Below are 18,101 nucleotides of genomic sequence, written 5' to 3' on the forward strand. Positions count from 1 at the left end.
CGCCACTGCAAGCGCGCCGAGCGCTTGAGCAATTTGAGGGCTCCGCGCCCGGCGCGCTTGCCCAAACCGAAACCCATGATTATCAAGATCAAACCCGCAGACTCTCGTTATGAACGAGGGACCGAAGGGGGGCAGGTCAAGAACCTGTCCGAGAGTCGCACTGGCGACGCCCGGCTCCAAACCTGCGTCGGGAAGAAGCGAGGCAATCGTGTCCCCTTCACTCGCCCGGTCTTCGTCGATCGCGAGCAGCGCGAAAAGTCCCGCCAGCGATTTTGTGCAAGACATCATCTGGTGTGGCGTACGAGCGGTCATGCCGTTCAAGTAGCTTTCATGTACGATCGTCTCACCCGATACGACGACAAGGCTGTCTGTAAAGGTTTCGTGCAGGAAGCTGGCAAAGCTGGCGAGGCTGTCGTCAGGTCGACGCACGGCCAGGTTTTCGACCCTCGTGTCATGCGCGATCTTGAGCGGTATAGGTTCGGCCGTGCACCGAATAGGCGCAGTTGGCATCAGCCTGCGCATGTTCTGATAGGCCCAGCGGTTGTAGGGGGCAGTCCAGAAGCCGTTTTCGAGTGTGACCTGCTGCTCCGGTGGGGGCGGAAAACCTTCCATGAGCTTGAGTTCACTGGCAGTCGAATAATCCTGGGTCATGCACACGTCGCTTATTTTCTGATTGAAGCGCAGCTGGTACTGCGGCTATTTTCCCAGATCACCTGCCAGCATTTCGACAATGCGGAAAAAGTGGCGAAGAGCCCGGCCTGAGATACCGCCATGGCACATAAAGCTGTGCAGCATTCCGGGCAGGCATTCGGCCTGCGATTCTACACCGGCCTCGGTCAGAGCCATGGCAAAACGCATGCCCATGTCGCGCAGCGGATCGCATTCGGCGGTGATGATCCTGGTGGGCGGCATCAGATGCAAGTCGGGTTGATGTTCCAGCACATTTTCCGGGTGATCGATGGCGGCGGGATCTTGCAGGTAGTTTGTTACGAACCACTGCATTTCGTCATGTTCGAGATTGGTGCCTTTGCCATATTGCTCAACGGAGCGATAGATTTCCGGCCCGGGCTCGGCGGCGAATGGGCGGGCATCGGTCACCGGGTAGATCAGCGTTGCACCGCGCAGTTCCAGTGCGCCTGTTCGACCTGCGTGAAGGGCGGCATTGACCGCGAGATTGCCACCGGCGCTTTCCCCCATGACCGCAATCCGCGCCGGGTCAATTGCAAGGTCTTTGGCTGCGCTCCCGAGCCATTCGATTGCGTCCTGGGCATCTTCGACCGCGGCGGGGAAGGGGTGTTCGGGCGCAAGTCGATAACCGACGAAAACAACCGCCGCCTCCAGCAGATGGGCCAGAGCGCGTGAGTGGTTGTCATACGTTTTTGCGTCGCCCAGCACATAGCCGCCGCCGTGAAAGTACAATATCGCTGGCAGCGGCCCCTCTGAATGCTCCGGGCGGTAGATGGTCACCGTGAAATGGCCACCCGTTGGCGAAAGTGTCTCAACCCGTGTCGGGTGCACGACCGGGTAACCGTTACCGACAAACATGGCGCGCATGGCGTCGCGGGCATCAAGCAGTGTCATATCCTGCAGGGCTGGGCCACCGGCCGCGCGGTTGCGTTCGAGCAGGCGTTGCAGGTCTGGATGTATGGTCATTCGATTTCGGGCTCTGCGGAGGCGGCACGATTGCCGCTGATATGGTCGGTGATCGCAGACCTCAGCAGCGTAAGGTCACGCTTTTCGATGGCATCAACCAGCTCGAAGTGGCCTTGAGTGGCCTGCTGAAGCTGGTGCATCGTCTGCCATTGGCCGACGGGTGCGGCTGGGCCACGTTGGCGGAGATCCAGCATCAGTTCGCGCAGCACATCGTTGCGGCAAAAGCTGTATAATTTGAAATGAAACGCCTGATTGGCCTCGATCTGGGCAAAGGATGATCCGTGATAGGCGTCGTTTTTGAAGGCTTCGGCGTAGCCGCGCAACTCGGCGATGTCCGCGTCGGTGGCGAATTCAATGACATCGGCGGCTGCCTGGCATTCCAGTATCGCGCGCACCTCGCCAACCTGTTTCAAACGTACCGGGTCGGGCATGGGAACGCGGTAGCCCCGATTCGGGATATGTTCGACCAGACGTTTGGAGTGAAGGTTGGTCAGCGCATCGCGGACCTTGATCCGAGTGCAACCATAGCGTTTCTCCATGTCGATCTGCTTCAGCCACTCACCGGGGCCGAGAGTGCCCTTGTTTATATCGGTGATAATCTGCTGCGAGATCTCATCCAGGGATTGTCTGGCGGGTATCGTCTCTTGCTGTGTAGCGGTCATGAAGGCGTGTCCGGCTGTTATGCGGTTATTCTACGCAGGAAAGAGGCCGCGTTCAATATGTTCTACAAAATTGGCGCCAATTTGTAAAAATATTTTGACGCCACAAATTTGGACCCCTAAGGTCGGCTTAAAATGACGACTGGAGACCATCGCGAATGTTGCCAAGAGTAGGGGATAGCCCCAAGGAACGATTGAGATCGCTTTACCTGACCGGGGATACCACGATCATTGCCTGCAAGGCGGATCCACGCTTTTGCTATACCCTCTACATTCCGGAAAGCGCTTGGGACGAGCCGGAGAGGGACCTGGATCTGCTTGTCGCAGTGCACGGGACGATGCGGCTTCAATCTCTATACCGCGATGCTTTTTCGGGTTTTGGCCGGTTCAACAACTGCGTGATCCTCGCCCCGCTCTTTCCCGTCGGAGTTCTCGGCGACATGGAGTCGGGCGGGTACAAATACATGATTGAAGGCGATATCCGCTATGACGAGGTTCTGCTGGCCATGGTCAAGGAGGCGGGCGATCTACTGGCCCGGCAATTTGAAAAATTCATGCTTTTCGGTTTTTCCGGCGGCGGGCACTTTACCCACCGCTTTCTCTATCTGCATCCCGACCGGCTCAAGGCGGCCTCGATCGGCGCACCCGGCTCAGTCACGCTATTGGATGAAACGATGGATTGGTGGCCCGGCATCCGCAACTTTGCAGAAGTATTCGGGCGGGGCATCGACTTTGACGCACTGAAGCAGGTCAAAGTCCATATGTCTGTCGGCGCACAGGATCTCGAGAGCTGGGAGATCACCTTTCCGGAAGATTCGCCGCGCTACGTTCCCGGGGCAAACAGCGCCGGGAAAGACCGCAATGAGCGCCTGCACAGCCTGCGTGAATCGCTTGAGTCGCGGGGCGTCGATGTATGGCATGACATTGCGCCGGGGGTGCCGCATGACATGCGAGGTGTGTTCCCTTATGTCGAACGCTTTTTCACCGACGTGCTGCAAGACAAGCTTCCCGCACCGGGTGTGCGCTGATGGCTATCGTACCAAAATTGATCGAGCTCGAAGGCCCGCCGCTTGAACGGGGACGCGCCTATGGCCGCGCAGCAGACACCCAGCTGCGTCACGGGCTTGGTGTATATCGCAAGCTGTTTGAGGAGCATCGTCTGGGCTGGGATAGCGTTCTGTCCTATGCGGCAGAGCTGCGCGAAAGCCTTGCCAAGCGGGTGCCGGAGGCGATGGACGAACTCGCCGGCATCGCCGAAGGCGCGGGCGTGCAGCTTGAAGAAGTTCTGGTCATCAATGGCCGCAGCGAGATTATCAATCTCCACGCGCAACGCCCCAAGGATACCTCAAAGCTCGACGATGGCTGCACATCGGCCGTGGTCCTGCCCGAAATGAGCGAGAACGGACAGCTTCTGCATGTTCAGAACTGGGACTGGCTACCGGATTGCGCCGAGAGCACCGTAGTCTTGAAGATCCGGCGCGACAACGGTCCTGACGTACTGACCTTTGTCGAGGCAGGTGGCCTTGCAAGGGCGGGTTTCAATTCGGAAGGGGTTGCGATCACCGGCAACAACCTCGTCTGCGCACAGGACGGGACAGCCCCGTTTGGCGTGCCGCTGTCTGTCATCCGCCGCCGCGTGCTCGAGGCGGGGGGATATTCAAAAGCGTTGACGGAACTCTATCGATTGCCGCGCACCGTCTCGAACAACATGACAGTGAGCTGCGCAAAAAGCGGCGATTGCCTGAATTTCGAGACCACGCCCGACCGAATTTACTGGCAGGCGCCAGAAGGCGGCTGCATCACTCACGCCAACCACTTTACCAGCCCGGCCGCCCGTGTACGCGAGATGGACCTCGGGATCGCCCGCGGGGCTGACACTTTGTTCCGGGATCGTCGCTTGCGGGGCTTGATCGAAAAAAGCGCGTCGAAACACACGCTCGATACTCTGGCCGAAGCTCTGGATGACAGATTTGGTGCGCCCAGGGGGATCATACGCTCGCCTCAGGGCAACGAAGGCGAAACCAATGCCTATCTCTCCGCGACGGTCGCCATGGTTCTGATGAATGCTGGTGCTGGTGAAATGCGCATCCGGCAACTGCCCTACGCTCACAGCGAAACAACGGTTTTCAGTCTCTCGTAGTCTGATCGCGCGGGTCGCTTCAAACATTAACCAATTAAAACAACAGGGAAAATAGCATGACTATGGACAAATTCGGTATCGCGAGGCTCCTCGCAGCAACGGCAATCGGCTGCGCCGCCAGCGGGAGCGTCATGGCAGAGAGCGCGGTCAACATGGCGCTCAATGCCGATATCCGTGGCACCAACCCCGGAGTGACACGGGACGGCAACACCGACATCATTCACTCGCAGTTTGTCGAGGGACTTGTGACCTATGCCGACAACTTTGAAATCATCCCGATGCTCGCCGAAACGTATGACGTTTCCGAGGACGGTCTGACCTACACCTTCAATCTTCGCCACGGGGTCAAGTTCCACAATGGCGAGGAGATGACAGCCAATGAGGTAGAGTGGTCGTGGAACCGGCTGGCCGGGGAAGCGTCGGAAAGTCACTGCAAGAACTACTTCAACGGCGAGAATGGCCTGAAGGTCGTTTCTGCCAAAGCGGTGGACGACTACACGTTCGAAATTACTCTTGATCGGCCCTATGCCGTGTTTCTGGCGACGATGGCGCGGTTTGACTGTGGCTCCATGGGTATCCTGCACCCGGACTCGGTGAATGAGGATGGAAGCTGGAACAAGCCGATCGGCACGGGTCCCTATGTTCTGGGCGAGCACCTTCCCGGCCGCTACGTGGAACTCGAGCGATTCCCCGATTATGTCAGCCGGGACGAGCCGGTAAACGGCCTCGGTGGCGGCAAACATGCAGAGGTGGACACCCTTCATTTTGATTTCGTAGGTGAAGGCGCGGTGGCGAAGACGGCCCTCCAGGCGGGCGATCTAGACATCGTGGCGCTCGACGCAATGGCGGCGGCCGAGCTCAAGGAAGCGCCTGGCTTCAAGGTCGATGCGACACAGTCGGCCGTTTGGGATACCTATTTGCTGAACCCGAACGATCCGGTTCTGGCCGATGTGCGGATTCGTCAGGCCATGGCGCATGCTATTGATCCCAGTCAGATCATGGCCGCGATTACCGAAGGGTTCGGTGAAGCCTCGCCTTCGCCGGTGCCGCCGATGTCGAAGAACTTTACCGAGGTTCAGGCCGAGTACCCGGCCTATGACGTCGAGCAGGCCAAGTCCCTGATGGAAGAGGCTGGCTATGACGGTGAAGAGATCAAGATCATCGCGACCCGCCGCAATGGTGCCTACTACGAACGCGCCCTGATGGCACAGGCGATGCTGGCCGATGCCGGATTCAATGCGACACTCGAAGTGGTGGAGTGGGGCACCCAGCTGGAAGCCTACCGCACCGGTGAAGGCTACACGATGCAGTCTTTCAGCTTTTCGCCACGGCTCCATGCCGGTCTGAGCTTTGAAATGTTCACCGGCGAGGCCAAGCGCAAGGCGTGGCAGGATCCGGAAGCCGTCGCGCTTGTCTATGAATCACTCGAAACCGGCGATCCGGAACGTTTGCAGGAAATCATCGACGAGCTCTCGCATCGCTTCAACAAAGAGGTTCCGGCCATTGGTCTCGGCCACCGGATGCTTTTCACTGGCATGTCTGACCGGGTCTCGGGCTTTGAGAACTGGGGTGCGGGCGTGCTGCGCGGTTGGATGCTGCGGGTCTCTGATTGATCCGAGCAGGCTAGGAGACGGCGACCATGTTCCTTTTCGTTGCAAGACGTTTGCTGATGTCGGTTCCGACACTGATCATCGTCGCCGTCATGGTTTTCTGCCTCGTCCGGGCCTTGCCCGGCGACCCGGCGATCATGATGTTGGGCGGCAATATCGACGACGAGTCGACCCTTGAAATGATGCGCCAGCAACTGGGGCTGGATCAGCCGCTGCCGATCCAGTTCCTCGCGTGGCTGCGCGAGATCTTCTCCGGCAATCTTGGTGTCTCGGTGCTGACCGGTCAGTCGGTCGGCGCACTCCTTCTCGACAGATTCAGCGTCACGGCCACTGTGGTGTTGCTTGCGATCACGACAGCTCTGATTGTCGCCATTCCGGCCGGACTGGTGGCGGCGCACCGGCACAATTCGCGCACCGACTACGCCATCGTCTTCCTGACGATCCTGAAACTCTCGATGCCGAGTTTCTGGGTTGGATTGATGCTGCTGGTCGTGTTCGGCGCTATGCTAGGCTGGCTTCCGACGGTCGGTTACGTGTCGATGTCCCAGGATTTCGGTCTTGGAGTGACTTATCTCATCCTGCCTGTAACTTCGCTGGCCCTGTCCGAGATTGCTGTGATGACCCGCATGATGCGTGCCGGCAGTCTCGAGGTGATGAACCGCGATTACATTACCCACGCCCGGGCAAAGGGATTGCCCGAGAGGCAGGTTCTGTGGCGGCATGTCTTTCCGAATGCCTTTGCTCCGACGTTAACAATGGTCGGCATTGCGCTGGCGGGCCTGCTGGCGGGCGCGGCGGTGACCGAGACGGTCTTTACCCTGCCGGGTATCGGCAAGCTGCTCGTCGACTCGATTTATGGCCGGGACTATCCCGTCCTGCAGGGTGCACTGCTGTTCATTGCGCTGATCTATGTCCTGACAAATCTGTTGATCGACATCGCGTATTCCTTCTTTGATCCCAAGGTGCGACTGACGTGACTTTCCTGTTTCGCCTGCTTGGCAAACCCAATGGCCTCATCGGGGCTATCATGCTTGCCCTAGTTTTGCTCACCGCCTTTCTCGGCGCAGTCTGGACCCCATACGACCCGCTAAAATCCGATCTGCTGAATCGCTTTGCCGAGCCCGGGATGGCCCATCCGTTCGGGACTGATATGTTCGGCCGCGATGTCCTGTCGCGATTGATGCGCGGCGCGTGGGTTTCGGTTTCAATCGGACTTTCTACACTGATCCTTCCGGTTATTCTCGGCACGTTGCTCGGAGCGGCAGCGGGTTACTTCCGAGGCTGGTTCGACCGGCTATTGATCATGATCCTCGATGCGCTGATGGCCTTTCCGGGGCTGCTGATCGCGCTTGGCCTTATGGCTGTCATCGGGGCAAACCGGTTCGGTGTGATCATGGCGCTTTCAGTCGCGTATCTTCCTGCAGTGACAAGGGTGGTACGCGGGTCCGTGCTCTCGATCAGCCAGAACGAGTTCGTCGAAGCGTCGACGGTGATGGGCAATTCCCGCCTCTATACGCTTCTGATCCACATTCTGCCGAATTGTCTCGCTCCGCTGATCGTACTGACCACCATGATGTTTGGTTGGGTTCTTTTGGCCGAAAGTGCGCTGAGTTTTCTCGGACTGGGCGTGCCGCCGCCAGAGCCGAGCTGGGGCAATATCCTGTCGGAGGCCAAGGCACATCTGATGCGCTACCCGCTGCTCGGGCTGCTGCCGGGGGTCTGCATTTCTATTGCCCTGCTCGGCGTAAACCTTCTCGGTGATGCGCTGCGCGACGAACTTGATCCAAAATCCGGGGCAGCGCCCTCGAAGGAGACGATCTGACATGACCCAGCCAAGGAACATAAGCTCAGATGGCGATGTCCTCCTTGCCGTTGAGAACCTGGAGATTTCTTTCGGGCCCGCTGCGGTGGTCAAGGGCGTGAACCTGACTGTCAAGCAGGGCGAAGTACTTGCGTTGGTCGGAGAGTCGGGGAGCGGCAAGAGCATGATCGGGCGCTCGATTCTTGGATTACTGCCCGAACCCGGGCGCGTTACCCAAGGCCATATCCGGTTTGGTAGTGAGGAAATAACTTCTCCAACGAGCCCTGAGGCATTGCGCAAGCTGCGCGGACGTTCCATCGGGCTGATCTTCCAAGAGCCGCTTTCGTCGCTGAACCCGACGATGCGCATTGGTGAACAGATGTTCGAGGCGATGCGGTTGCATACCGACTTTTCCGAGAGCCAGATCCGCGAACGGGCGCTCGACATGCTGCGACAAGTCCGGCTGGACCGGCCAGAAACGCTGCTCAATCACTATCCGCACGAATTCTCGGGCGGGATGCGACAGCGTATCATGATCGCCTCGGTGATGATGCTTCAGCCGAAACTGCTCATTGCCGACGAGCCGACGACAGCGCTCGACGCGGTGGTTCAACGCGAGGTGCTGGATATCATGGAGGAACTTGCCCGGGCCAATGGTACGGCTGTGATCCTTATCTCTCACGATCTCGCTGTCGTGGCGCGCTATGCCGACCGGATCGCTGTGATGGAGCAGGGCGTACTGGTAGAAAGCGGGGTTACACAAAAGGTTCTGACGCGCCCGCAGCATCCGTACACCCAAAGGCTGCTCGAAGCCGCACAACTTGGCGTGCCAGCTCCGGTTGCCGGACGTGAAGGGGAACCGCTCTTGAAGATCGAGAACCTGAGCGTCGATTTCACGGAAAAGGGCTGGCTGGGCCTTTTTGGCGGGAAGGTTCACCATGCGGTCCGGGATGTTTCGTTGACGGTTGCGCCGGGCGAATTTGTTGGTCTCGTCGGTAAATCCGGCAGCGGCAAGAGCACCATCGGGCGTGCGGTCTGCGGTCTGACCCCAAGCGTCGGCGGGCGTGTCACCTTTGACGGGCGTGAATTGGGTAGCCTGTCGTCGGCGGAGGAGCGCAAACTGCGTCAGCGTATTCGGGTCGTTTTCCAGGATCCATTTTCTTCGCTGAATCCCCGGATGCGGATTGGCCGTATCATCCGCGAGGGTCTGCGCCATGACACCAGCCTGAGCCGGGCCGAGCGGCAACGTGCGGTCGAGGAAATGCTGGAGGCAGTCGGCCTGACACGCGAAATGGCAAACCGATTTCCGCATGCGCTCTCTGGGGGGCAACGTCAGCGGGTCGCCATTGCCCGGGCGCTAATTGCGAAACCGGATCTTATCATCGCGGACGAACCGGTTTCGGCCCTCGACGTGACGATTCAGGCACAGATCCTTTCTCTTTTGAAACGGCTACAGGCGGAATTTGGCTTTGCCTGTCTGTTCGTCAGCCACGATCTCCACATCGTCGAGCAGCTTTGCGCCCGGCTCTACGTTCTGCACAATGGCCGCTTAATGGAGACCGCGGCAACTCCAGACCTCTTTGCCGCGCCCCGTCATCCCTATACCCGGCTGCTGCTAAGCGCTTCCCCGCGGCTTCAACAGAGTGAGGACGGGGTTATGCTTGCCGAGACAGAGCTGCCGCAGGACGAAAGTGACGTGACCGACTACTACGATGCGACACGCCCTGACGACCCTTATCATCTTGTTGAGGCCAAAGCAGGCCACATCGTGGCTGTCAGAGCGCGGGAAGCGACCAGCCTATGACACAGTCAATTCGTCGCCCCTATGTTCCGGCGCCCTACAGGATGGGCGAAGATGCCGCGCGAGCGATGATCTTATCCGAACCGTTCTCCTTGCTGGTCACTCAGGGTGAGGCAGGCATCACCGAAGCAACCCACACGCCGCTCTATTTCGAAAACGGACAAGCGGACTGTGGCACACTCGTCGGTCACATCACCCGTGCCAATCCCCAAGCCGCAAGCGTTGGTTCAGAAACTCAGGCGCTCGCGGTTTTTACCGGCCCATCAGCTTATGTGTCACCGGCGTGGTATGTGGAAGATGAGGATGTACCCACGTGGATTTACCAGTCGGTTCAGGTGCGCGGCCCGATAGAGGTGATCGAAACCGAGGAGGAGATGATGGCTCTAATGCTCAACATCGTCTCCCAATCCGAACGTCGCATCGGCGGTACATGGCAGTTGGATCGCATTGAACAGCGCGATATTGATAGAATGATGCACCGGATCGTCGGATTCCGTATTCACATCGAAACGGTTGTCGGGGTCTCCAAGGTCGAGCAGACGCGCTCTGCTGCGAACCGTGCTGCGGTTGCTGCCCAGTTGGAAGGCGGGCGCGAGATTGGTCGCGACCCTCTCCGCGCGCTTCTGGGCGTGTCCCAGATCTGAATCGTTCTCCCTTTTGACGCTGAGGTTAGGTGCCCTTCTGTCCAGGCGTCCAGCCTTGCGTGATACGCCCCACGACGGACCTTTGTAGATCGATGTGGTGTAGCGGTTTGAACCTTTAGAACCATTTGTCGGTCTGCGACCGGCCTCTACGCCCGAATTCGCCTAGGTGTTTTCTAAGCAATGCATCGTCGGCCCAGACCCTAGGTTGGATCTCTCGATATCGTCGATTTGCGCCAATTCAGGACTCGCACCATATTTCTAACAGACATCAAGGCGTGCCAGTAGATTCCCAATCGTGTGGCATTCCTGAAGGGACAGTTACGTGTAAAAGGCTTCGATGAGAATTCGGAAAACGTAACTGAAAAATTTTTTCCGCTCTCTCGCCGTCTCAGCGGCTGCCGCGCCACCGCTACAGCCCACGTCGATTTCCGTCTGGCGTCTTTTAGGCACCACTACAAAAGCATAATTCCTACCTTTGCCTTCGACGCGGCACCCGGAAGTTTATGGTCAACGATTGGCCAATTCCATCGGGCGGAGCGCTCAGCAAATTGTCGTCGGACCACATCTCCGCGACCATGCCATCACAGCACATGGCCACGCGGTGACTGGCACCAGGATAGCCGTCAACTTCCTCGTCCAGGTCCTGCGCATTTATGGCGATTTCGGTTCGTCCCAAACCCTCTGCACGGTTCAGCATGCGCCTGAGGACCCTTTGAAAGTCGCCAGGCTTGGGTACGAGTGCAATCATGAAGCAGCTTTGCACGGCTTTGTTTTCAAAGATACCCTCTTGCCTCAAGGGAACCGTCAGATAATGCGTCGTCTCGTTCAGGCTTTCTCAAAGACACGCTATTTTCTGAAACCGTGTACTTGCTTTTTGCCCTGGAAACATCCACACGAGGTTGGCTAACGTTTTTCTGCGACCCTCTGCCTCCGTTCAACCGGCTTCAGTCGATCACTCAGTCTGATATTGCCGGGCTGCCGCATACTGCGGGCAGCACCAAGAATAGGAGATCACGGATATGGCCAATGGCACCGTGAAATGGTTCAACGCAACTAAAGGCTTCGGCTTCATCGAGCCCGAGACAGGCGGACGTGACGTCTTCGTCCACATTTCGGCCGTCGAACGCGCAGGCCTGACCGGTCTTGCCGACGCTCAGAAGGTTACCTTCGACGTCGAATCGGGCCGCGACAACAGAGAGAGCGCGACCAATCTCGCGCTCGCCTGATCCGAGCATAGCCGGGTGCCCTGACAGGCACCCGGCACACCAATCTCTTCCACACACAGATCCTCGACCAACAGTCCACGGACCGAGTCCGACTCGAGGTTCGGCGCTGGCTTGGAGTCGTCGTCTCGCAGCTTATCGGACCCCGATTCCGTCGCGCAGTCGTTTTGAATTGGTCGCTACAGCACTCCCCTTCGCTTTCATCTTTGCCCTGTCGTGGTGGTCCCTCGCGATCAGCCCGTGGCTTTCGGTCGGCCTGTCGCTGATCAACGCAGCCTTCGTCATCCGTCTCTTCGTGATCCAGCATGACTGCGGACACGGCGCTTTCTTCTCGTCCCGGTTCTGGAACGGATGGTGCGGGCGGGTTATCGGCGTGCTGACGCTAACCCCGTACGCAATGTGGAAACAGAACCACGCGCTTCATCACGCGACGACCGGTAACCTCGACCATCGCGGAACGGGTGACATCCCCACCCTGACGATCGCCGAATATCGCTCCAGGTCGTTGGTCGCGCGTGCCGGATACCGACTTCTACGGAATCCGTTGGTGCTCTTCGGGTTCATCGCGACATTCAATTTCATGATTTGGAACCGTGTACCGCCCAATCCCCTTAAGGCACGACGGGGAGAATGGAAAAGTGCCCTTGGCACCGATGGCGCAATCATCGCTCTGCTCGGATCGCTTTATCTGCTGGGTGGCGTTCCGGTACTGGTCTTCGTCTACCTGCCCATGATGGTGCTCGCGGCGATTGTCGGCACATGGCTCTTCTATGTCCAGCATCAGTTCGAAGAGACATATTGGGATCAGGATACAGAGTGGAGGGTGCAGGACGCGTCGTATCGTGGCTCGTCCCATTACGTTTTGCCGCCAATTCTGACATGGATGACGGGGAACATCGGTGCACATCATATCCATCACCTCGCCAGCCGCATCCCGTTCTACCGACTCCCCGAAGTTCTTCGGGACAACGTTGAGTTCAACGAGGTCGGACGAATTACGTTCTATGAGAGCCTGGGTTGCGCAAAGCTCGCACTCTGGGATGAGGCCGGACGTCGTCTCGTTTCGTTTTCCGAAGCCCGTAAGTTGCCTTCATGATCGCGATTCAAAGGTGCGCGAGAGGAACGGGACGGCTCTCCGAATAACCAGTCTAACAAAGCGAGCGTCAACGTGGGAATAAACGTGCAGTCGATGATGTGCGCACGACCGCCCTAATCTCAGCTTATGGAAAATTTCGTTTACAGTGATCGCCAACTTTTAGGGCGGGCCGGCGTTTGGTGTCGTCTGCGTTTGCGGGGAACTGTTTGCAGTTTCGGGCTTCTAGGTTCAGGGCGCGCGCGTTGCCCGTCGCCTTTGGGCATCTATCCTCTGAGCAGGTGGTTCGGCCATGTCCGTGGTGCCTCCGGCCTTGACGTTGGCGGCTAAAATACTTCTGCGTATAGTCAGAAATCTCTAGGCTAAAAGGCAGAGGTAGGCTGTAATCGGTCACGAGCCGTTTTCATTCAAGAGGTCCGCTATGTGGGACAAAGTTCGCCTTCTCTGCGAATGCGCGAACGGTGACTCTCCGAATGTTGAGAAAAAACTGCAATTGCGTTCCGTGGGTTGACTGGCAATCTGACTTGTTTGGCCTCATTCTGCAAAAAAACCTGTTTGATAAGCTTCCTTATGAGTCCTTCTCAGAAACTACTTTTCAGTATTTTTGTCATCATTGTCGCGGCGGTGGTTGCCAGAGGCGACACCACGGTACCAGAGCTTCCAAGCCCTGATCAAGTACGTAAACACTATCAAGAATTAGCGACCAATTGGCCGACGATACCCCGCGCCGCGCAACTTGCATTTGCCGCGGCAGAGGATCGCTATTTCTTTAAACGTCCACTTCAAAACTCTACCATCACACAGCAGATCGGACGTTGGTACCTTCAACCAAGAGGAGGGAAACTCCAAAGATTAGCACTTTCATTTGTGATAGGTGAAACACTCTCACATGAAGAGGTTTTGAACTGGTATGTGAACCAGATTTTCCTAGGGCAAAATTGCTTTGGCATTCTTGGCGCAGCCTTGGCGTATTTTGGAAAACCTATTGATGATCTGAGACTTGAGGAAATCGCTTACTTAGCAGCACTGCCCAAATCTCCAATCCATTTCCATCCAGTTAGGTCATACGAACGAGCGGTTGAGCGCAGAAATTTCGTGCTGGCGGAAATGTTGAAAGCAGGATTTATATCGCACTATGAAGCCGAAAGCGCCGTTCAGACGGCCTTTATCGTCAGTGACCCATTGGAGCGTTGCAAACCTGAAGAATAGCTGCCAGTTCGCGGGGCATAGCAGACCTCAACTACAACTGTCGCAGAGTTTGTATTAAATAATCGAAGATGTATTATTGGAAGTCGGTATGGTCTGGAAGACATCACGGCGACGACGGTTAACTCGCCAAAAGTTTATAATTCACGAGCCCAGCGATTTTCACTCCTGTAGTAGCCGATCCTGCATTAAATGGAAAAACGGTCGCGATGAGTGGCTTAAAGATCATTAAGATTTTATTCCCGCACGTACACATCCTGAAGCTGACAACATCTTTGATCTTTGCTCTGGCCCAGCAAGAATTATTTCGATGTTATTGATTGCTGCATGAGCTAATTGGCCAGCGTCGCCTTGACCAACTAGATCAAAATTCTCCGTCTATCCGAACTCGCCAGATAGGTGTACAGGCTTTTCTTCTGGCGATAGTTGGGCTTTTATTCGCTTTCAGCGGGACGATCATCGGGCGGCCGCTCACGGGATCGGGTATCACCTGCGATTTTAGGCCATAGGACATTTCCAGATTTTCTGGCGTGATGACCTGTTCCGGTGTTCCGGCGGCGACTAACCCACATTGGCCAAGCAGGATCAGCGTGTCCGAGAAGCGGGCGGCGACGTTCAGGTCGTCCGGCACGCTGATGACTGTCAGGCCATCATCCACGTTCCGCTTGCGAAGCAGGCTGAGCACATCGATCTCATGCACCAGATCCAGATAGGTCGTCGGTTCGTCCAGCAACAAAAGCGGTGCATTCTGTGCCAGAGCTAATGCAATCCATGTTCGCTGACGCTGACCGCCCGACGGTTCCTGCACCGGACGATCCGCCAGTTCGGTCAATCCCACGGCATCCAGCGCATTTTTGAGGCTTGCGAGTCGTGCTCGCTCCACGGGGAGAAAAAACCTCTCCACGGTGTCCGGCCCCATTTGACCAGATCACCAGCATTGATGCCATATAGGGCGAGGGGAGTTTGCGGCAGGATCGCCATCTCGCGTGCCAATGATCGGCTGTTCAGGCGTGGATGTCTCGACCATTCAATGTGACGCGCCCATTCAACGGATTCACCAACCGTGCCAGCGATTTCAGGACAGCCGAATTCCCGCAGCCGTTGGGGCTTAGAATCGTTGTCATATCGCCGCGCTTCAATTCGATGGCCAGATCGTTGATTGCGATATGATCATGACACCCGAGCGACAGGTTTTCAGCTCTCAGAGTCATAATTCGCCCCCTTTCCATTTCTCGGGACAGAAGCCAAAGCAGATACGGTGCCCTGATTAGGCCTGTCATCACGCCTACGGGCAGCTGTATTCCCGGCAGTGCTGCTCTTGCGAAAAGGTCGGCAAGGACGGTGACCCGCGCCCCGGCTGCTGCGGCTGACGTCAGTTTGCCTTTCAAGGATCGGGCTTCCGTGAGGCGGCTGCTAAGCGGGCCGGCCATCAGGGCCAAGAAGGGGATCGGTCCCGCAACGGCGACGCCTGTGGCTGCAAGCAGCCCGCCGGTGACCGCGATGCCCAACGGCAGCGCTGAACATCAATGCCAAGCAGCTCATCGCCTAGTTCAAGCACGGCAAGGGATTTGACCTGTGCTGCGGCTGCGATAGACAGCGAGAGTCCGGGTAACCAGACCTGTAGGACACGGCTCCAGTTGCGAGCCGCGAGCGAACCGACCATCCAGCGTTGTGCGTCAGCCGTTGTCGCGTTCGGCAGGAGTGTCATCAGGAATGTCGTCAGCGCCGAGGCTAAGAACCCTATCCCGAGACTGACGAGAATAAGCGTCAGCGGCTGTGTCGGTCTGCCGGGCTGAAGCGAAGCCAGCGCCACGAGCAATGCAGCAAGCAATCCGCCCAGAGAGGCGACCAACGGCATCGGCAGGTTCAGCCCAAGCGCAATCGTCGCAACCACGGCCAATCCGGCGCACGCAGTGAAGCCAAGGATATCCGGCGCTGCCAGTGGATTTCGGAACAGGGTCTGGAAAAGTGAGCCGGAAAGACCGAACACGGCCTCCGCTCCCAATGCGGTCGCAACTCGAGGGCCGCGAATTGTATCTAGTATCAGCGCGCCGGGACCTTTTCCGGAAGCCAGGAGGGTTAGGAGGTCATGTGCGCCATATCTACCTGACCAATCGATATTGCCGCCAAGCATGAGGCCACTAGGAATATGCTTAGAAGTACAGGGCCTCTCACGCAGTTGCCCCGGGGCGCTGGCTGCGTGCGATGAAGATAAAGACAGGCGCACCGAGCAGCGCCACCATGATGCCGGCGCGAACCTCTAAGGGGTGAGATCAAGGCGACCCAGCGTGTCAGCCAGCAGCAACAGCACCGCGCCGAGGATCGCGGAAGCGACCAGTTCAAGTCGCAGGTTATGGCCCGGAAAGCAGCGGGCAACCGGCGGAATGATCAGCCCGAAAAAAGCGATGAGGGCAGCGACGGCTACGGCCGCGCCGGTTGTCAGCGTCACGGCGACCAGCATTGCGGCCTGAATCTTGCCCGGGTCGGTGCCAAGACCACGCGCAAGCGCTGCCCCAAGGGAAATCGCTTCGAGGCGATGAGTAATTGCCCAAGCGATCCAGCGGTTCTAGTGCGGCCACGCAGGCCATTTCGAAAAGTGGTCTAACCGTGGCCTGCGAAAGAGACCCAGCGACCCAGAAGCGCAGGATTTCGAGTGAATCCTGACGGATCAGCACGACACCCGTCGCTAGTGACAGCAGCAACGCATTCAACGCGGCCCCGGCCAGCGTCAGGCGCACCGGCTCGGCATCCCCCTTGAGCCTGCCGCCAAGGGCGAAGACTGCCATCGCAGCGAGGGCCGCACCGGGAAACGAAAGGAAAGCGATATGGCTCTGGCTTGCCTGCCTGAAGAGATAATAAGGGCAAAGGCTGCGCCGGCATTGACACCAAGCAGCCCGGGATCGGCAAGGGGATTGCGGGTCAGCGCCTGCATCAGGCTGCCAGCCACCTCAAGCGCTCCCCCAGCGATCATTCTCGACAGCCGAATATGAACAATGCTGACATGATCCGGGTCGTACTGATCATAATTGGTGAAAGCCGCGACATAGTCTTAGTCTGAAAAGGCTGGGCTTCTGACGCCGAGGGTCAGGGACACTGCCATGACTGTAAGCAGTCCTAATAAAAGGGCAATCCATTTTACGGGGCGAGACCGGCCAGCTGGGCGGATTGGACTGGCGTTGCCGGATCGCCGTCGATGGCGGCGACCAGATCCTGTTCCAGCTCATTCAGGGCAAAGGGTAGCGACAGGATGCTGCTAAAGGACAACGCTCCTGCGAACACCGGACCTGCAAAGATTTCCCGTCCTTGCCGGTGCGCCGCCAGTGTCCGTCGCATCGGTTCTAGGATAGTATTCATGATTGAAAAGTTGGGAATATGCTCGGGCAATGAGAACTCTCGTAAGTAACGTCTGTTGGGTCAGAACGTTTGGCGAAAACGCAGGCGATCTGTCCGATCTCGCGCTCAAAGGGCCTCCGGGTCGCTCAACGGCAGAGATCGTCCCACGCCCCGTAACAGCCAAAGCGCGTAGAGCGCATTGGGGAGCACCAGCAAGAAGGGAAGGAGCATTACGGCAATGGACGGGGTCGCGCCGACCTGCTTGGGCACCGGCCCTGCAGAGCCAGCAATCCCAACAAAAAGGATCCAGTCCCAGAGGGCGTGATATGCAATCGCAATCCATAGCGATCCGGTGCGCAGCCTTATCGCGATCAACACCAGCCCACTGGCTACTGCCGCGAAAGCCTGAATCGTCGCCGTGCCGAAGTCGCCGGTCACGAATCCATTGAGAACGTGAACAGCACCAAAGGCCACGCTTGTCCAGATGATAGCGGTCCAGATCGGCAGCCTGTCTCGAAGCGCGGAGTAGAAGATGCCGCGGAACATTACTTCTTCGGAAAAGCCCACTAGAAACGTGTTGAGCAGGATCATGACGACGACGGGAACCGGCGGCAGTCCCGAAAGAACCGCCAGGATTCCCATCATCGTCAAGATCAGGAATGGCAGCCAGAGCAGCCTCAGCGTGCCCGCCTGAGGTCCACGCAGGCCTAGATCGCGCCACTTGAAAAACCGAATGACGCAAACGAGGAAAAGCGCCGCTGCAAGGATTTGCCATGCGATGCCGGTCTTCACGACATCGCCCAGCGAGACATCGCCGGAGTAGATCAGCCTCGCCCCGAAAATGGTAATGATTGTCCAGATCACGAGAATGGCGAGGAGCAGGGCAAGGTTCCGGCGCGCGCGGGGTTCAGCAATGTCAGACTGGATCAATGCCTTGG

Annotated in this window: 17 protein-coding genes and 3 pseudogenes; 10 read left to right on the forward strand and 10 right to left on the reverse strand. The window is 57.7% G+C overall.

Annotated features, from left to right (window positions below; genetic code table 11):
- The 3 genes and pseudogenes from ACU0FH_RS05315 to ACU0FH_RS05325 form a co-directional block, all read right to left on the reverse strand.
- Positions 1–651, reverse strand: a pseudogene (locus ACU0FH_RS05315) (hypothetical protein); the annotation flags it as partial.
- Positions 652–696: 45 nt separating this feature from the next.
- On the reverse strand, positions 697–1,653 hold the full coding sequence (locus tag ACU0FH_RS05320; RefSeq protein WP_446193685.1) for an alpha/beta hydrolase: 957 nt from the start codon (positions 1,651–1,653) through the stop codon (positions 697–699).
- A complete protein-coding gene (locus ACU0FH_RS05325) occupies positions 1,650–2,315 on the reverse strand; it encodes a GntR family transcriptional regulator (protein WP_446193686.1) in 666 nt (221 codons plus the stop codon). The genes ACU0FH_RS05320 and ACU0FH_RS05325 overlap by 4 nt, the downstream gene beginning before the upstream one ends.
- Positions 2,316–2,470: 155 nt before the next feature.
- On the opposite strand from ACU0FH_RS05325, the gene ACU0FH_RS05330 reads away from it, so the two are divergent.
- The 10 genes from ACU0FH_RS05330 to ACU0FH_RS05375 all read left to right on the forward strand — a co-directional run bounded on the left by ACU0FH_RS05330 (position 2,471) and on the right by ACU0FH_RS05375 (position 13,833).
- A complete protein-coding gene (locus ACU0FH_RS05330) occupies positions 2,471–3,340 on the forward strand; it encodes an alpha/beta hydrolase (protein WP_446193687.1) in 870 nt (289 codons plus the stop codon).
- Entirely contained in the window at positions 3,340–4,452 is a 1,113-nt protein-coding gene (locus ACU0FH_RS05335; RefSeq protein WP_446193688.1) for a C45 family autoproteolytic acyltransferase/hydolase, read from the forward strand. Before ACU0FH_RS05330 ends, ACU0FH_RS05335 begins: the two co-directional genes overlap by 1 nt.
- A 56-nt stretch (positions 4,453–4,508) precedes the next feature.
- Positions 4,509–6,065 (forward strand): ABC transporter substrate-binding protein, encoded by a 1,557-nt coding sequence (locus ACU0FH_RS05340; protein WP_446193689.1) that lies wholly within the window; start codon positions 4,509–4,511, stop codon positions 6,063–6,065.
- A gap of 26 nt (positions 6,066–6,091) precedes the next feature.
- Positions 6,092–7,039, forward strand: a complete 948-nt coding sequence (locus ACU0FH_RS05345; RefSeq protein WP_446193690.1) for an ABC transporter permease — start codon at positions 6,092–6,094, stop codon at positions 7,037–7,039.
- Positions 7,036–7,884, forward strand: a complete 849-nt coding sequence (locus ACU0FH_RS05350) for an ABC transporter permease (protein ID WP_446193691.1) — start codon at positions 7,036–7,038, stop codon at positions 7,882–7,884. Before ACU0FH_RS05345 ends, ACU0FH_RS05350 begins: the two co-directional genes overlap by 4 nt.
- Before the next feature lies 1 nt (position 7,885).
- Positions 7,886–9,667 (forward strand): ABC transporter ATP-binding protein, encoded by a 1,782-nt coding sequence (locus ACU0FH_RS05355; RefSeq protein ID WP_446193692.1) that lies wholly within the window; start codon positions 7,886–7,888, stop codon positions 9,665–9,667.
- A complete protein-coding gene (locus tag ACU0FH_RS05360) occupies positions 9,664–10,308 on the forward strand; it encodes an FMN-binding negative transcriptional regulator (protein ID WP_446193693.1) in 645 nt (214 codons plus the stop codon). Before ACU0FH_RS05355 ends, ACU0FH_RS05360 begins: the two co-directional genes overlap by 4 nt.
- A gap of 1,019 nt (positions 10,309–11,327) precedes the next feature.
- Positions 11,328–11,534: a cold-shock protein gene (locus ACU0FH_RS05365; protein WP_238372463.1), complete on the forward strand. Its 207-nt coding sequence runs from the start codon at positions 11,328–11,330 to the stop codon at positions 11,532–11,534.
- A gap of 169 nt (positions 11,535–11,703) precedes the next feature.
- Positions 11,704–12,627 (forward strand): fatty acid desaturase, encoded by a 924-nt coding sequence (locus tag ACU0FH_RS05370; RefSeq protein WP_446193694.1) that lies wholly within the window; start codon positions 11,704–11,706, stop codon positions 12,625–12,627.
- A gap of 567 nt (positions 12,628–13,194) precedes the next feature.
- Positions 13,195–13,833, forward strand: coding sequence for a transglycosylase domain-containing protein (locus tag ACU0FH_RS05375; protein WP_446193695.1), 639 nt, complete (start codon positions 13,195–13,197; stop codon positions 13,831–13,833).
- A gap of 361 nt (positions 13,834–14,194) precedes the next feature.
- Here the strand turns inward: ACU0FH_RS05375 and ACU0FH_RS05380 are convergent, their stop codons facing one another.
- From ACU0FH_RS05380 to ACU0FH_RS05410, 7 genes and pseudogenes are all read right to left on the reverse strand, one after another.
- Positions 14,195–14,749, reverse strand: a complete 555-nt coding sequence (locus ACU0FH_RS05380; protein WP_446193696.1) for an ABC transporter ATP-binding protein — start codon at positions 14,747–14,749, stop codon at positions 14,195–14,197.
- Between the two features lie 85 nt (positions 14,750–14,834).
- Positions 14,835–15,041, reverse strand: a complete 207-nt coding sequence (locus ACU0FH_RS05385) for an ATP-binding cassette domain-containing protein (protein ID WP_446194148.1) — start codon at positions 15,039–15,041, stop codon at positions 14,835–14,837.
- A gap of 81 nt (positions 15,042–15,122) precedes the next feature.
- Positions 15,123–15,964: pseudogene (locus tag ACU0FH_RS05390) on the reverse strand (iron chelate uptake ABC transporter family permease subunit); the annotation flags it as partial.
- A gap of 126 nt (positions 15,965–16,090) precedes the next feature.
- Positions 16,091–16,387: an iron chelate uptake ABC transporter family permease subunit gene (locus tag ACU0FH_RS05395; protein ID WP_446194149.1), complete on the reverse strand. Its 297-nt coding sequence runs from the start codon at positions 16,385–16,387 to the stop codon at positions 16,091–16,093.
- A gap of 25 nt (positions 16,388–16,412) precedes the next feature.
- Positions 16,413–16,831, reverse strand: a pseudogene (locus ACU0FH_RS05400) (iron chelate uptake ABC transporter family permease subunit); the annotation flags it as partial.
- Positions 16,832–16,965: 134 nt separating this feature from the next.
- Positions 16,966–17,184, reverse strand: a complete 219-nt coding sequence (locus ACU0FH_RS05405) for a hypothetical protein (protein ID WP_446193697.1) — start codon at positions 17,182–17,184, stop codon at positions 16,966–16,968.
- Between the two features lie 105 nt (positions 17,185–17,289).
- A complete protein-coding gene (locus tag ACU0FH_RS05410; protein WP_446193698.1) occupies positions 17,290–18,093 on the reverse strand; it encodes a CPBP family intramembrane glutamic endopeptidase in 804 nt (267 codons plus the stop codon).
- Between the last annotated feature and the right edge of the window lie 8 nt (positions 18,094–18,101).

The sequence above is a fragment of the Heliomarina sp. genome, assembly GCF_052826185.1.

What these genes read in the sequence shown, in the direction of transcription:
- ACU0FH_RS05330 (WP_446193687.1), top strand. Translation starts at nt 2,471, where the DNA reads ATGTTGCCAAGAGTAGGGGATAGCCCCAAGGAACGATTGAGATCGCTT.
- ACU0FH_RS05385 (WP_446194148.1), bottom strand. Translation starts at nt 15,041, where the DNA reads ATGACTCTGAGAGCTGAAAACCTGTCGCTCGGGTGTCATGATCATATC.
- ACU0FH_RS05325 (WP_446193686.1), bottom strand. Translation starts at nt 2,315, where the DNA reads ATGACCGCTACACAGCAAGAGACGATACCCGCCAGACAATCCCTGGAT.
- ACU0FH_RS05375 (WP_446193695.1), top strand. Translation starts at nt 13,195, where the DNA reads ATGAGTCCTTCTCAGAAACTACTTTTCAGTATTTTTGTCATCATTGTC.
- ACU0FH_RS05365 (WP_238372463.1), top strand. Translation starts at nt 11,328, where the DNA reads ATGGCCAATGGCACCGTGAAATGGTTCAACGCAACTAAAGGCTTCGGC.
- ACU0FH_RS05405 (WP_446193697.1), bottom strand. Translation starts at nt 17,184, where the DNA reads ATGAATACTATCCTAGAACCGATGCGACGGACACTGGCGGCGCACCGG.
- ACU0FH_RS05360 (WP_446193693.1), top strand. Translation starts at nt 9,664, where the DNA reads ATGACACAGTCAATTCGTCGCCCCTATGTTCCGGCGCCCTACAGGATG.
- ACU0FH_RS05380 (WP_446193696.1), bottom strand. Translation starts at nt 14,749, where the DNA reads ATGGGGCCGGACACCGTGGAGAGGTTTTTTCTCCCCGTGGAGCGAGCA.
- ACU0FH_RS05320 (WP_446193685.1), bottom strand. Translation starts at nt 1,653, where the DNA reads ATGACCATACATCCAGACCTGCAACGCCTGCTCGAACGCAACCGCGCG.
- ACU0FH_RS05345 (WP_446193690.1), top strand. Translation starts at nt 6,092, where the DNA reads ATGTTCCTTTTCGTTGCAAGACGTTTGCTGATGTCGGTTCCGACACTG.
- ACU0FH_RS05355 (WP_446193692.1), top strand. Translation starts at nt 7,886, where the DNA reads ATGACCCAGCCAAGGAACATAAGCTCAGATGGCGATGTCCTCCTTGCC.
- ACU0FH_RS05335 (WP_446193688.1), top strand. Translation starts at nt 3,340, where the DNA reads ATGGCTATCGTACCAAAATTGATCGAGCTCGAAGGCCCGCCGCTTGAA.
- ACU0FH_RS05340 (WP_446193689.1), top strand. Translation starts at nt 4,509, where the DNA reads ATGACTATGGACAAATTCGGTATCGCGAGGCTCCTCGCAGCAACGGCA.